Source organism: Bradyrhizobium sp. 4, assembly GCF_023100905.1.
In the GTDB taxonomy this organism is placed as follows: Bacteria; Pseudomonadota; Alphaproteobacteria; order Rhizobiales; family Xanthobacteraceae; genus Bradyrhizobium.
In genome coordinates this window covers 2769873-2781646 of sequence record NZ_CP064686.1, presented here as the reverse complement: position 1 = coordinate 2781646, position 11774 = coordinate 2769873, and the positions used below count along the sequence as shown (strand labels likewise).

Sequence of the window (11774 nt, the reverse complement as noted above, 5' to 3'; positions counted from 1 at the left end):
GAAGGCACCGAATATCTTGTAGCGTATCGACATCATCAATCTCCGGCGCCACGTGGTCGTTAGTCAGTTACCTTGACCATCATCTTCATGCGCGGATGGATGGCGCAGATTACCAGGACCTCGCCGGCATCCTTGAAGCTGACGTCCGTCGAGGTGCCGGGCGCCTGCGATCCGAGGTTGAATTCGTTGCCCTTGCTGGCCGACATGATGTTGTGGGGCACCGTGTCATCGTTCAGAAACGTGACGGCGGCGCCCTTCTTGACCGAGATGTTCTCGGCCGAGAAGACGCGCCCCTGCTGGTGGATGACTTCGGTGGCCGCATAGGCGCCTACCGAAAGCCCGCTGACGATGACGCAAGTGAACAGAGCAAGTGCACGCATGGGGTATCCTTTCAAATTTAGCGCGGCAGGACCGGCACGGCCGTCGGGGCGAGTTCGCTGGTCAATGTCTTGAGGAACGCAACGAGATCGGCCTTCTCCTGCGCTGTCAGTTCGAGAGGGCGCATGAGATCCGAGCGGCTAGGTCGATCGATACCCGCGTGATCGTAGTGCTCGATGACCTCTTCGAGCGTTGCGAGCGAGCCGTCGTGCATGAAGGGGCTGCGGCGGCTGATCTCGCGAAGGCCCGGGGTTTTGAAGGCGTGCTTCATCTTGATGACACCAGGAAGGTACTCGCCACGGCCGACGTCGCTGCTCGGCAGCCCGATGTCCTGAAAACCTTCATTGGTGAAGTTCCAGCCTTCGTGACAGGCCGCGCACTGCGCCTTGCCGTTGAACACCGCGAAGCCCCGCTTGGCATCTTCCGAGATCGCCTTCTCGTCGCCGTCGATCCAGCCGTCGAACGGCGCCCGTTCGGAGACGACGGTACGCTCATAGGTCGCGATCGCCTGGCCCAGCGTCTTCGCCTTGATTCCTTCGCCCGGGAAGGCGGCCTCGAACATCGGCTTATATTCGGGAATGCCGGAAAGCCGCTGCATGAGCTCGTCGAGCTTCATGTTCATTTCGCCGGGGGACTGGATCGGGCCGAGCGCCTGCTCCTCCAGTGTCGGAAGACGGCCATCCCACATGAAGATGGCGCTCCAGGCCGCGTTGACGATGGTCGGTGAATGACGCCCGAGCTTCGCCATGCCGTGGCCGACGCCGACCGCCAGCCCGTCGCCCCAGCCGAACCCGGGGCTGTGGCAGCTCGCGCAGGACTGCGCCGATGTCACCGAGAGGCGGGTGTCGAAATACAGCTTCTTGCCGAGCGCGGCTTTCTCGGGCGTGTACGGATTTTCTTTCGGGAACGGGATTGTCGAGGGTCTGCGATACAGGGCCTTGAGGGCGTCGAGCCCGCCCGGCGCCTTCTGTGTGATCTCGACCTTGCGGCTTTCACCGATGACGGCTGCGCCGAAACCGATCGTGCTGAAGCCGATAGCGCCAATACCGGCCGATGCGACTGCGGCGGCGAAGATGGTATAACGTGAGGAGCCGAACATCGGCATGCAATGTCCCTCGAGAGGGTGTCATTCGCGACACTGGAAAACCTTCGAGGCAATGCACCGCCCTTCTGGCGTGATGAAAATAGAGGCAGATCGTTAAAATAAAATGTTGGCGCCAGCAGATCGGCATGTATTTTCGGCAAACCAGCAAATACAAATTGCAGGAAAAAGCGGCAACAACCGTCATGATACCGAAGTTGCAGGGTGAGCCGTCTGAGTTGGAACCATGTCAATACGGAGTATTTAGCCTTTCCCGGTGCGTGCGCCTCCGCACGCGTGAACCGGGAAGCAGTGGCAATTGAATTGCGGCGCAAGAGCAATCCGCGGCCAAGAATGGATAGCCGGACGACTTGGTGATCATGCTTGAGCAGCGATCCTGTTCAGGGCTCGACTTGGTACAGGGTGCCAGAGACCGCGGCTCGACATGCCTGCCGATGGTACAGTCGAAATTGTCTTCACGTGCCGGAACGCTTCGCCGTAATCGCAAGGCGCACCAGCTCGGCGGGATTTTTCGCGCCGACCTTCTGCATGATATTGACCCGATGGCTCTCGATGGTGCGTGGGCTCAGATCCATGCGGTCTGCGATCTCCTTGGTCGACCTCCCGCCGATCAGCTCGGACAGAACTTCCCGCTCGCGAACCGTGAGCGGCGGCCGTCCGGGGAAATGAAACACAGGCCCCGAGCTCCTGGACTCCCCAGGCTTCAGAGCTGCCGCAACCCGCGCAACGAGGTCGTTGCCCCGAAATGGCTTCTCGATGAAATCAAAGGCGCCCTGCTTGATCGCGCGAACAGCCGTTACGACGTCGCTGCAACCGGACACCATGATGATGGGCCGATCAAAACCTCGGTTCCGGAGTTCCCTCAGTATTTCCAACCCCGAAGTGTCATTCAGAACGACGTCGACGAGGATGCAAGAAGGATTGGAATCGAGGCACAACGCAATGAATGACTTCGGATCGTTGCAGCCGATCACATCGAACCCCGCCCTGGTGAGCACGAGCGAGACCGTCTGCCAGACCGCGGGTTCGTCATCCAGCACCAGAACAGGTCCGGCAGGCACTTGAACGGAAGGACTACCCGTACAATTACGTCTCGCGCGATTCATATGCTGTATGCCAAAAGGTCAGTGCTGATGCTCGCCGAATCGAGCGAGGCTTTGCATCGACGCTTAAACAGGCGCGGTTCATCCGCTCGGCTTGTTGGGTCCAATCCATCGGCCAACGGGGAATTGGGAGGAGATTTATGGAGGTCGCATTCTCCACCGCAGACGTGCATCCGCGGGACCGTTTCGACTATTGGCAAGCTGCCACGCGCGAGCGGATCGCCGACCACGACTCCTCGATTTCCTCTCGCGACGGTTTCAAAGCAGAGCTGTCGGTCGGACGCGTTGGGTCGCTGGGCCTGGTTAGATCATGTAACTCCGAGATTCAGGTCGCTTCCACAAACCGGCATGCGGCCCGCTCGGACCCCAGCGAAGTCCTGTTATTCTGTTTGCTCGCTGGTCGAATCCTGCTGGAACAAAGCGATCGCAGGGTGTCCTTGGACGCAGGCTCACTCGCGTGTGTGGACCCGCGGCTCGCCCACACGATGCACTTTCTCGATCAGTCGTCCACGCTCATCATCAAAGTTCCGCGAACGGAACTTGAAGCAAGGCTCGGTACGAACTTCGATATTGCGGCTTGCCGCATCGCTCCGTTGGGTCCGCAGGAGCGCCTAACCCTATTCTTTGCAGCCAAGCTGGAACAGCTGAGCGGTACACTCGATAAGACAAGCGAGGAAACCATCTCGACGCAGGCAATCGACTTGATTGCGCTCTCCCTCGGGAACGCGGTCGATAGGCCAACGCAACTTCCGGCCAATAAATCGCGCCTTGTCTGGCACATTCACCGCGTCATCGAGGCGAGATTGCAGAATACCGACCTCACGCCGGAGCGAATCGCCGAACGTGTCGGAATTAGCGTTCGCCAAGCCAACAGATTGCTCGGAACGCAGGGCAGCTCAATCATGCGGCTCGTCCAAACCAAGCGACTGGCTCGATGCCGCCACGCGCTGGAAGACCCGAGACAAATACACCGTTCAGTCAGTGACATCGCTCTCGGCTGGGGATTTTCGGACCTGACCCACTTCAGCCGATCATTCAAAAGAGCTTATGGAATTTTGCCCAGCGACCTCCGAAAGCTCAAAGAAAGCCGGTGAAAGCGGCCCCTTCGTTCGGCCACGGCTTGGCGCGCGACGTATCGGCGAATGTCGCAGAGCTGCTTCTCCAACAGCACCAGCTCCTCGAGGGCAGCTTTCAGCTCCCTCTGAAGCCCCCGAAAGCGCATGCGATAGCCGTGCCGCTTCGCACCGTTCAACGCTTCGATGGTCGATTCCAGTTCGGCGAAGCACTGTGCAAATTTCGCCCTCTTTTCCCTGGTCTCCTTGCTTTGCGCAATGAGATCGGCTGCGATGAGACGCTGTTTCAACACAGGCTCGCTAAGGTGCAAGGTTGTGACGTTCGACATCTTGGACAATCGATACTGGAGAGAACGGGATGGCGCCTGGCGTTCACCAGGCGCCCGTTGCTTTTCAGATCAGGCGGCGCGTACGGTGGAGAGGAACCGCTGTACCTGAGCTTTCAGCCTGTTGCTGTCGGAGGACAGTGATTGCGCCGAGGACAGCACCTGGCTGGACGCCCCGCCCGTCTCCGTCGCCCCCCTCTGAACGTCGACGATGTTGGAGGAAACCTGCTGAGTGCCCTGGGACGCCTGCTGGACATTGCGCGCGATCTCCTGAGTGGCGGCGCCCTGTTCCTCCACCGCTGCCGCAATGGTCGACGAAATTTCAGAAAGTCGTTCGATCGTACCGCTGATACTTTTGATCGCCGTGACGGATTCCTGCGTTGCGGCCTGAATGCTGGTGATTTGCTGTCCGATGTCGCCGGTTGCCCGCGCGGTCTGCTCGGCCAACGCCTTCACCTCGGAGGCAACCACTGCAAAGCCGCGGCCCGCATCGCCGGCCCGCGCTGCCTCGATCGTTGCATTCAGCGCCAGCAGGTTGGTCTGTCCGGCGATCGTGTTGATGAGCTCAACCACGTCGCCAATGCGGGTCGAGGCCCGCGACAGCTCGCTGACCTGGTTCATTGTGTTGCGGGCCTGGCCGACGGCTTCGCCAGCCATCCGCGCCGATTCCTGAACCTGCCGGCCGATTTCGTTAACCGACGTCGACAGTTCTTCCGTTGCGCTCGCAACCGACTGGACGTTGGCAGAAGCCTGCTCGGACGCGGCTGCAACGGTCGTGGTGACCTCCTGAGCACGTGTCGCGGAATGGGTCAACGTGTTGGCTGAGGCTTCCAGCTCGGTAGAAGCGGACGCCACGGCGTCCACGATCTCGCCGACAGCGTGCTCGAACTCGTTGGCAAGCTTCTCCATTTCCAGCTTGCGACGCCTTGCTTCCGCCTGCTCGTTGGCCTTTTGCTCATCCTCCATCCGGCGCACGCGCAGGCCGTTCTCCCTGAAAACGAGGAGTGCCTTGGCCATGTCGCCGATTTCGTCGTTGCGCGTCGTATATACGACTTCGGTGTCGAGGTTCCCGTCGGCGATAGTCCGCATCGTGCCGTTCAGCCGCTGGAGCGGCGAAGTCACCCGCATCAACACAAAGCATGCAGCGACGAGACCCATCAAGAGTGCGACGCCCCCGACCGTGAACGTCACCAGTTTTGCGAGCGAATAGCTGCCGCGTGCCTCTGAAACGGCCTGAGCGGCACCCTTCTCATTGAATTCGACAACGGCGTCGATGGCGTTCTGCGCCTCACTGAACGCTGCACTCCCCAAGCCATTGTAGTCGCTTATCGCCTTGGCCGGATCACTCGCGGCCAGCATCAGGATGCGATCCTGCTCATTCTTATAGAAACCTGACTTTTGCTGGAACTTATCCCAAAGCGCCCTTTCCTGAGGCGATACGATGGTAGCCTCATAGACCTTCGCGGCCTTCTCGGCATTAGCCATATATTGCGAGAGCTGCCCTTCTGTAGTTCTGCGCTGCAACGGGTCGGTGGTCACGATCAGGCGGCTGCCGGCGACCCGGCCGCGTGTCGACCAATACTTGACGTCACCCAGCGCTTTCGTCGCAGGCAACCAATTGGTGGCAAGGTCTTCCGCATTCGCATTTAGCGCTGCCGCGCGGGAAAGTGCCATCCATGCCTGCGCCATTAGAAGCAGCACAAGGAGGGAAACGATTCCAAGTAGGCAAAGTTTAACGCTCAGGCGCATGTTTGCTCCCGCAAGCAAAGGGTTAATAAAACGCCCTGCATCCTTGTTCGAGTTGGTTGACGAAAGCTAACCGATGACCATCGTGTGACTACGGGATTGCCACAGCAGATGCCGGGCGGCGCGTTCAACTGCGGCGCTCCGGCTCAGACTGACGTGAGACAGACGGTCTGTTGTGAGTCAGCGGGAAAGAAGCGAGAGACGCCGCTTGGAAGACCAAGGTTGGTTTTGGTCTGCCTGACCACGAGGTCTTGGCGATGACGCGCCTGCAAGGTTTGCTCGCAATCGAGACGGCCGGTCAGATCTTCACCTCGTCCGGGCAGACTTGGCATGTGGTGGCGACGGCGGCCGACGAGTTCTGCGATGATGCCATCATGCCAGTGTTTTGCCCGACGCGTCAACGGCATCGCGCGACGCGCAACTCATCGATCGCGTCGCGCGCAAGTCATTGGAATCACTACCCTCGGCTACTGTGCATGGGGTTGTTTTTCAGGTTTTTGTTTGGACCGGCCTCGTGACGATCTCTTCCGTTGGGAGAGATCGTCACCGAAATCAGGCAATCGACCTGCGCGACCCTACTCCCACGCCCATGTCGAGAAATCGTTCTCGTATTGGGGCACGTCCTTCCAGACGCCCTTCAGCTTCTTGTTGGTGATGGTGATCAGCTGCGGCTGGTACAAATAGCCGGAGACCGCGTCGGTTGCCAGCATCCGCTGGGCGTCGCCGAGAAGCTTGACACGGGCGGCTTCATCCGGCGTCGACACGATCTGCTTGTAGAGCGCGTTGAAGGCGTCGTTGTTGTAGCCGAGATAGTAGTCCGGCTCGGTGATCTTGACGAGATCGAACGGCTCGACATGGCTGACGATGGTGAGGTCGAAATTGTGCGGACCATTGCCGGCGAATACCTGCGACAGCCACTGCGCCCATTCGACGTTCTCGATCTTGGCGATGATGCCGACCTTGGCGAGTTGGGCTGCGAGGATCTCGCCGCCCTGCCGCGCATAGGATGGCGGCGGCAGCTTCAGCGACAGCTCGAGCGGCGTGGTGATTCCGGCCTCGGCGAGCAGCTTCTTGGCTTTCTCGGGATCGAACGGGTTGATGCCTGTGGTGTCGACATAGCCGAGCGCGGTCGGGACGTAGAAGCTGCCGATCGGCGTGCCGAAACCATCGACGGCGCCGTCGATCATCGCCTTGCGATCGATCGCGGCGAGGATCGCACGGCGCACGCGAACGTCGTCGAACGGCTTCTTGCGATGGTTGATGCCGACGATGGTCTTCGCCCTGGAGCCGCCGACCATAACGTTGAAGCGCGGATCAGCCTTGAACTGCGCGATGGTGCGCTGGGCCGACACCCGGGGAAACGCGTCGACGTCGCCCGACAGCAGCGCGGCCGTCTGCGCGGACGGATCGGAGATGAAGCGGATCGTCACCTTCGAGAGCTTGATCGCGGTGGCGTTGCGGTAGTCGGCCCATTTGGTCAGGGTCATCGAGGAGCCCTTGGCCCAGGCACCGAGCTGAAAGGGCCCGGTCCCGACCGGCTGCGTGATATTGGTGGCAGCGCTCTTCGGCTCGACGATCGAGCCGCTCGCCTGCCCCAGCAGGAACGGCAGGTTCGGCTCGGAATTCTTCAGGCTGATCACGACCGTATCGGGATCGGGCGCGGCAACGGACTCGAAGCTCTGGAACAGGCTCTTGTCCTTGTTGGTGCTGGTGGCGACAGCATTGCGCTCAAACGAGAACTTCACGGCCGCGGAGTCGAACGGCTCGCCATTGTGGAACTTGACGCCCTTGCGCAGCTTGAACGTATAGGTCTTCAGATCGGGCGATGCGGTCCAGCTCTCCGCCAGCAGGGGCGACGTGGTGCCGTCCTCGTTGATCTTGGTCAGGGTCTCATAGATGTTGTAGAGCGTGACCTCGGCGATCGCGGCGGCGGCGGCATTGGTGGGATCGAGCCCGGGCGGCTCCAGCGCCATCGCCATGACGACGCTGTCCTTTTTGGACTGCGCCAGCACCGGCAACGGAGCCACGGCAAGCGCGGCGGCGAATGCGACGATCGATAGTTTCCTGAACATGCGTAACTCCCCGGCCTTGTCTCGTCTCAAGCCTACGCCAATCCCGCCGCGGACGCTAACCTTCCACGGGCAATTGCGGCAACGCCATCACGGCTTCCGCCTTATGGCAGGCGGCCAGATGCGTCTCGCCCACCTTGCGTAGCTCAGGCAGAACCTCGCGGCAATGCTGGTCGGCGAGCGCGCATCGCGAGACATAGGGGCACCCGGTCGCCGCCGCCGATTGTGAGGCGATCGCCTGGGCCCCGCGCCGCCGCCGGCCGCCACCGGCGCGCACCCGCGGCACGGCGTCCAGCAGTGCTCGCGTGTAGGGATGGGCGCAGCGCTCGAACAAATCCTCTGGCCTGCCCTGCTCGACGATGCGGCCGAGATACATCACCGCGACCTCGTCGCAGAGATAGTCGACGACGGCGAGGTCGTGACTGATCAGGACGTAACTGAGGCCGAACTGTTCCTGGAGGTCCTGCATCAGATTCAAGACTTGCGCCTGCACGGAAACGTCGAGCGCCGAGACCGGCTCGTCGGCAACGATCAGCTTCGGCTGGGTGATCAGCGCGCGCGCAATAGCGATGCGCTGGCGCTGGCCGCCGGAGAATTCGTGCGGATATTTCTCCATGTCGGCATCGCGCAGCCCCACCTGCCGCAGCGCTGCGGAGACGCGCTCGTGGAACGTATTCCGGTCGGCGTCTTCCAGCACGGTGAGCGGTTCGGCAACGACGCGCGCGATGGTCTGGCGTGGGTCCAGCGATCCGTAGGGATCCTGGAACACCATCTGGAAATCGCGGCGGGCGCGGCGCAGCTCGCCAGCGGAGATGCGGTTGAGGTCGCGGCCGAGCAGCGCGACCTGCCCCGATGTCGGCCGTTCCAGCGCCATCACCACACGCGCAAAGGTCGACTTGCCTGAACCGGACTCGCCGACGATGCCGAGGCTCTTGCCGGCGTCGACCCGCACGCTCACACCGTTGAGCGCGCGCACCTGCCCCGGCGGGCGAAACACGCTTTCGCGCGGCAGCGTGTAGCGCTGCTCGAGATCCTTCACGTCGAGAAGAGGCGCCGTGCTCATGCGGTCAGCGCTCCGACGCGTTCGGCCATGGAGACGTCCGTCCGGATGCAGCGCACGAAGTGGCCGGGTCCGACGTCCACCATCGGTGGAAGCGCGGCCCGGCACTGCTCGATCACGAGCGGACACCGATCGGCGAAGGTGCAACCGGAAGGCAGATCGGCGAGCTCCGGCACCGAGCCGGATATCGTCGTCAGCCGCGTCCCCTTGCGTGCGCCGAGTTTCGGTCGGGCGCGGAACAGGCCCTGCGTATAAGGATGGCCCATCCGGCGGAACACTTCGTCGGTCGGACCGCTCTCGATGATCGTGCCGCCGTACATCACCATCATCCGTTGCACGTTCTCGGCGATGACGCCGAGATCGTGCGAGATCAGGATCATCGACATGCCGCGCTCTTCGACGAGATCGGCGATGAGGTCGAGGATCTGGCCTTGAATGGTGACGTCGAGCGCCGTGGTCGGCTCGTCCGCGATCAGAAGGTCGGGCTCGCAGGCGAGCGCCATCGCAATGGTGACGCGCTGACGCTGGCCGCCGGAAAACTGGTGCGGATAGGCGTCGACGCGCCTCGCCGGATCGGGCAATCCAACGCGGTCGAGCAAGGCGATCGCTTCCTTGCGCGCCTGCGATGCCGAAAATTTCCTGTGACGCCGCAGCGGCTCGGCGACCTGGTGTCCGATCGTGTGCATCGGATTGAGCGCGGTCATCGGCTCCTGGAAGATCATGCTGATGCGATTGCCGCGCAGCCGACAATAGTCCGCGTCCGACAATCCAGCGAGTTCGCCGCCATCCAGCTTGATGCTGCCGGTGACGGACGCGCTGTCCGGCAGCAGCCCCATCAGCGACAACGCCGTCACCGACTTGCCGCAGCCGGATTCGCCGACAAGCCCGAGCGTCTCGCTGCGCTTCAGGGCGAAGCTGACGCCGCGCACGGCCTGTGCCGGCCCGCGGCTGGTGTTGAGGCGCACGCCGAGATTTTCGACCTCGATCAACGGCATGGTCGAGCGCTCGCCCATCGTCATCGCTCCCGCGCCAGTCGTGGATCGAGCAGATCGCGCAGTCCGTCGCCGAGCAGATTGAGGCCGAGCACCGCGATCGCGATCGCAGCGCCCGGATAGACGGCGAGCATCGGCGACTGGAACAGCAGCGTCTGCGCGTCGTTCAGCATCCGCCCCCAGGACGGCTGCGGCGGCTGCGTGCCGAGACCGAGATAGGACAAAGCGGCCTCGGCAAGAATCGCGAGCGCGAACTGGATCGTCGCCTGTACGATCAGGATCGACATGATGTTGGGCAGCACGTGCTCGATGGTGATGCGAAACTTGCCCTTCCCCGCCGCGCGCGCGGCCAGCACAAATTCGCGCGCCCAGATCGCGTTGGCCGAGCCGCGCGTCAGCCGGATCAGCGTCGGGATCTGGAAGATGCCGATGGCGACGATCGAGGTCACCATGCCGGGCCCCACGACCGCGGCGAGCATGATGGCGGACAGCACGGCCGGAAAGGCGAAGGTGAAATCGGAGAAGCGCATGATGATCTCCTCGGTCCAGCCGCGCCTGGCCGAGGCGATCAGGCCGAGACAGACGCCGAAGGTGAGACCGATGCTCACCGCGATGATGCCGACCATGATGGTGGAGCGGGCGCCGGCGAGCAGCAGCGAGACGATGTCGCGGCCGAAGACGTCGGTACCGAGCCAGTGCGCGGCCGAGGGCGGTCGGAGCTTTGACGCGATGTCGATCTCGTAGGGCGACCAGGGCGTCCACACCAGCGACAGCAGCGCCGAGGCGAGAACCAGCACGCTCAGCGCGCCACCGAGCACGAAGCTGCGATGACGCAGCGCGCGGCGCCAGAAGGTCCGGGCCGGCAGAGGGCGCGCCATGGCCGGAGCGTCGACGAGGGTGGTCAGCGGCGCGCTCACAGATCGTGGACCTTGATGCGGGGATCGACGAAGGCATAGAGCACGTCGACCACGAAATTGACGATGACGACCATGGTCGCGAGCAGCATCACGCAGTTGCGCACCACGATGAGGTCGCGGTTGGCGATCGACTGGAAGATCAGGCGGCCGAGGCCGGGCAGATAGAATACGTTCTCGATCACGATGGTGCCGGCGAGCAGATTGGCGAATTGCAGGCCCATCACCGTCATCACGGGGATCATGGCGTTGCGCAGCACGTGTTTCCACAGCACCTCGCGCTTGCCGAGGCCCTTCGCGCGCGCCGTGCGGACGAAGTCTTCACGCAGCACTTCCAGCACCGCCGAGCGCGTGACGCGTGCGAGGATCGCGGCCTGCACCACCGCGAGCGACACCGCCGGCAGCAGCAGCGATTTGATGCCGGGCCAGATGCCGTCCTCCCAACCGGGAAAGCCGCCCGCGGACAGCCATTGCAGCCGCACCGAAAACAACAGCACCAGCAGGATCGCGAACCAGAAATTCGGCAGCGCGATGCCGACCTGCGTCAGCGACATCACGCCGACGTCGCCGAGCTTGTTGTGGTTGGCGGCGGTGTAGATGCCGGCCGAGAGCGCCAGCGTCACCGTGATCAGCATGGACATCATCGCGAGCGGAATGGTCAGCACCAGCCGCTCCGCGATCAAGGCGGCAACCGGTGTGCCGTAGACATAGGAGTTGCCGAGATCGCCGACCAGCAGCCCCTTGACCCATTGCAAATAGCGAACCGCCAGCGGCTGATCGAGCCCGAGCTTGACCGTGAGCGCGCGGACCGCATCTGGCGAGGCGTCGGCGCCCATCAGCATCTGCGCAGCGTTGCCCGGGAGAGCATCCAGCACCAGGAAAATGATCACGGATGCGCCGACCAGCGTCGCCAGCAAGGTCAGCAGACGTCGGAGGACAAATACGCTCATGCGCGCTCGGATTCAGGGCTCATCCGTTGCACGATCAACATGTCCGGGCACCGGAGGCAAG

Annotated in this window: 12 protein-coding genes; 2 read left to right on the top strand and 10 right to left on the bottom strand. The window is 62.5% G+C overall.

Annotated features, from left to right (window positions below):
• Positions 1–59: 59 nt before the first annotated feature.
• From IVB45_RS12760 to IVB45_RS12750, 3 genes are all read right to left on the bottom strand, one after another.
• On the bottom strand, positions 60–380 hold the full coding sequence (locus tag IVB45_RS12760) for a plastocyanin/azurin family copper-binding protein (RefSeq protein WP_027569212.1): 321 nt from the start codon (positions 378–380) through the stop codon (positions 60–62).
• A 17-nt stretch (positions 381–397) separates the two neighbouring features.
• Positions 398–1483 (bottom strand): cytochrome c peroxidase, encoded by a 1086-nt coding sequence (locus IVB45_RS12755; protein ID WP_027569211.1) that lies wholly within the window; start codon positions 1481–1483, stop codon positions 398–400.
• A gap of 452 nt (positions 1484–1935) precedes the next feature.
• Complete coding sequence (locus tag IVB45_RS12750; RefSeq protein WP_247359773.1) at positions 1936–2520, bottom strand: response regulator; 585 nt, start codon at positions 2518–2520, stop codon at positions 1936–1938.
• 203 nt (positions 2521–2723) lie between these two features.
• On the opposite strand from IVB45_RS12750, the gene IVB45_RS12745 reads away from it, so the two are divergent.
• Positions 2724–3677 (top strand): helix-turn-helix domain-containing protein, encoded by a 954-nt coding sequence (locus tag IVB45_RS12745; protein WP_247359774.1) that lies wholly within the window; start codon positions 2724–2726, stop codon positions 3675–3677.
• Here IVB45_RS12745 and IVB45_RS12740 read toward each other — a convergent pair.
• Both IVB45_RS12740 and IVB45_RS12735 read right to left on the bottom strand, forming a co-directional pair.
• Positions 3629–3985 (bottom strand): hypothetical protein, encoded by a 357-nt coding sequence (locus tag IVB45_RS12740; RefSeq protein WP_247359775.1) that lies wholly within the window; start codon positions 3983–3985, stop codon positions 3629–3631. The genes IVB45_RS12745 and IVB45_RS12740 overlap by 49 nt on opposite strands.
• Before the next feature lie 69 nt (positions 3986–4054).
• The gene (locus IVB45_RS12735; protein ID WP_247359776.1) at positions 4055–5731 is read right to left on the bottom strand and encodes a methyl-accepting chemotaxis protein; all 1677 of its coding nucleotides are present in this window, start codon (positions 5729–5731) and stop codon (positions 4055–4057) included.
• A 254-nt stretch (positions 5732–5985) separates the two neighbouring features.
• Between IVB45_RS12735 and IVB45_RS12730 the strand changes: the two genes are divergently transcribed.
• Positions 5986–6246: a hypothetical protein gene (locus IVB45_RS12730; RefSeq protein WP_247359777.1), complete on the top strand. Its 261-nt coding sequence runs from the start codon at positions 5986–5988 to the stop codon at positions 6244–6246.
• A gap of 57 nt (positions 6247–6303) precedes the next feature.
• Here the strand turns inward: IVB45_RS12730 and IVB45_RS12725 are convergent, their stop codons facing one another.
• The 5 genes from IVB45_RS12725 to IVB45_RS12705 are packed head-to-tail and all read right to left on the bottom strand — an operon-like array spanning position 6304 to position 11713.
• The gene (locus tag IVB45_RS12725) at positions 6304–7800 is read right to left on the bottom strand and encodes an ABC transporter substrate-binding protein (protein WP_247359778.1); all 1497 of its coding nucleotides are present in this window, start codon (positions 7798–7800) and stop codon (positions 6304–6306) included.
• Positions 7801–7855: 55 nt separating this feature from the next.
• Positions 7856–8860 (bottom strand): oligopeptide/dipeptide ABC transporter ATP-binding protein, encoded by a 1005-nt coding sequence (locus tag IVB45_RS12720; RefSeq protein ID WP_247359779.1) that lies wholly within the window; start codon positions 8858–8860, stop codon positions 7856–7858.
• Complete coding sequence (locus IVB45_RS12715) at positions 8857–9870, bottom strand: ABC transporter ATP-binding protein (RefSeq protein WP_247359780.1); 1014 nt, start codon at positions 9868–9870, stop codon at positions 8857–8859. Before IVB45_RS12715 ends, IVB45_RS12720 begins: the two co-directional genes overlap by 4 nt.
• A gap of 2 nt (positions 9871–9872) precedes the next feature.
• The gene (locus IVB45_RS12710; protein ID WP_247359781.1) at positions 9873–10766 is read right to left on the bottom strand and encodes an ABC transporter permease; all 894 of its coding nucleotides are present in this window, start codon (positions 10764–10766) and stop codon (positions 9873–9875) included.
• Positions 10763–11713, bottom strand: coding sequence for an ABC transporter permease (locus IVB45_RS12705; protein ID WP_247359782.1), 951 nt, complete (start codon positions 11711–11713; stop codon positions 10763–10765). Before IVB45_RS12705 ends, IVB45_RS12710 begins: the two co-directional genes overlap by 4 nt.
• Positions 11714–11774 lie beyond the last annotated feature (61 nt).

What these genes read in the sequence shown, in the direction of transcription:
- IVB45_RS12760 (WP_027569212.1), bottom strand. Translation starts at nt 380, where the DNA reads ATGCGTGCACTTGCTCTGTTCACTTGCGTCATCGTCAGCGGGCTTTCG.
- IVB45_RS12755 (WP_027569211.1), bottom strand. Translation starts at nt 1,483, where the DNA reads ATGCCGATGTTCGGCTCCTCACGTTATACCATCTTCGCCGCCGCAGTC.
- IVB45_RS12745 (WP_247359774.1), top strand. Translation starts at nt 2,724, where the DNA reads ATGGAGGTCGCATTCTCCACCGCAGACGTGCATCCGCGGGACCGTTTC.
- IVB45_RS12740 (WP_247359775.1), bottom strand. Translation starts at nt 3,985, where the DNA reads ATGTCGAACGTCACAACCTTGCACCTTAGCGAGCCTGTGTTGAAACAG.
- IVB45_RS12735 (WP_247359776.1), bottom strand. Translation starts at nt 5,731, where the DNA reads ATGCGCCTGAGCGTTAAACTTTGCCTACTTGGAATCGTTTCCCTCCTT.
- IVB45_RS12730 (WP_247359777.1), top strand. Translation starts at nt 5,986, where the DNA reads ATGACGCGCCTGCAAGGTTTGCTCGCAATCGAGACGGCCGGTCAGATC.
- IVB45_RS12725 (WP_247359778.1), bottom strand. Translation starts at nt 7,800, where the DNA reads ATGTTCAGGAAACTATCGATCGTCGCATTCGCCGCCGCGCTTGCCGTG.
- IVB45_RS12720 (WP_247359779.1), bottom strand. Translation starts at nt 8,860, where the DNA reads ATGAGCACGGCGCCTCTTCTCGACGTGAAGGATCTCGAGCAGCGCTAC.
- IVB45_RS12715 (WP_247359780.1), bottom strand. Translation starts at nt 9,870, where the DNA reads ATGGGCGAGCGCTCGACCATGCCGTTGATCGAGGTCGAAAATCTCGGC.
- IVB45_RS12705 (WP_247359782.1), bottom strand. Translation starts at nt 11,713, where the DNA reads ATGAGCGTATTTGTCCTCCGACGTCTGCTGACCTTGCTGGCGACGCTG.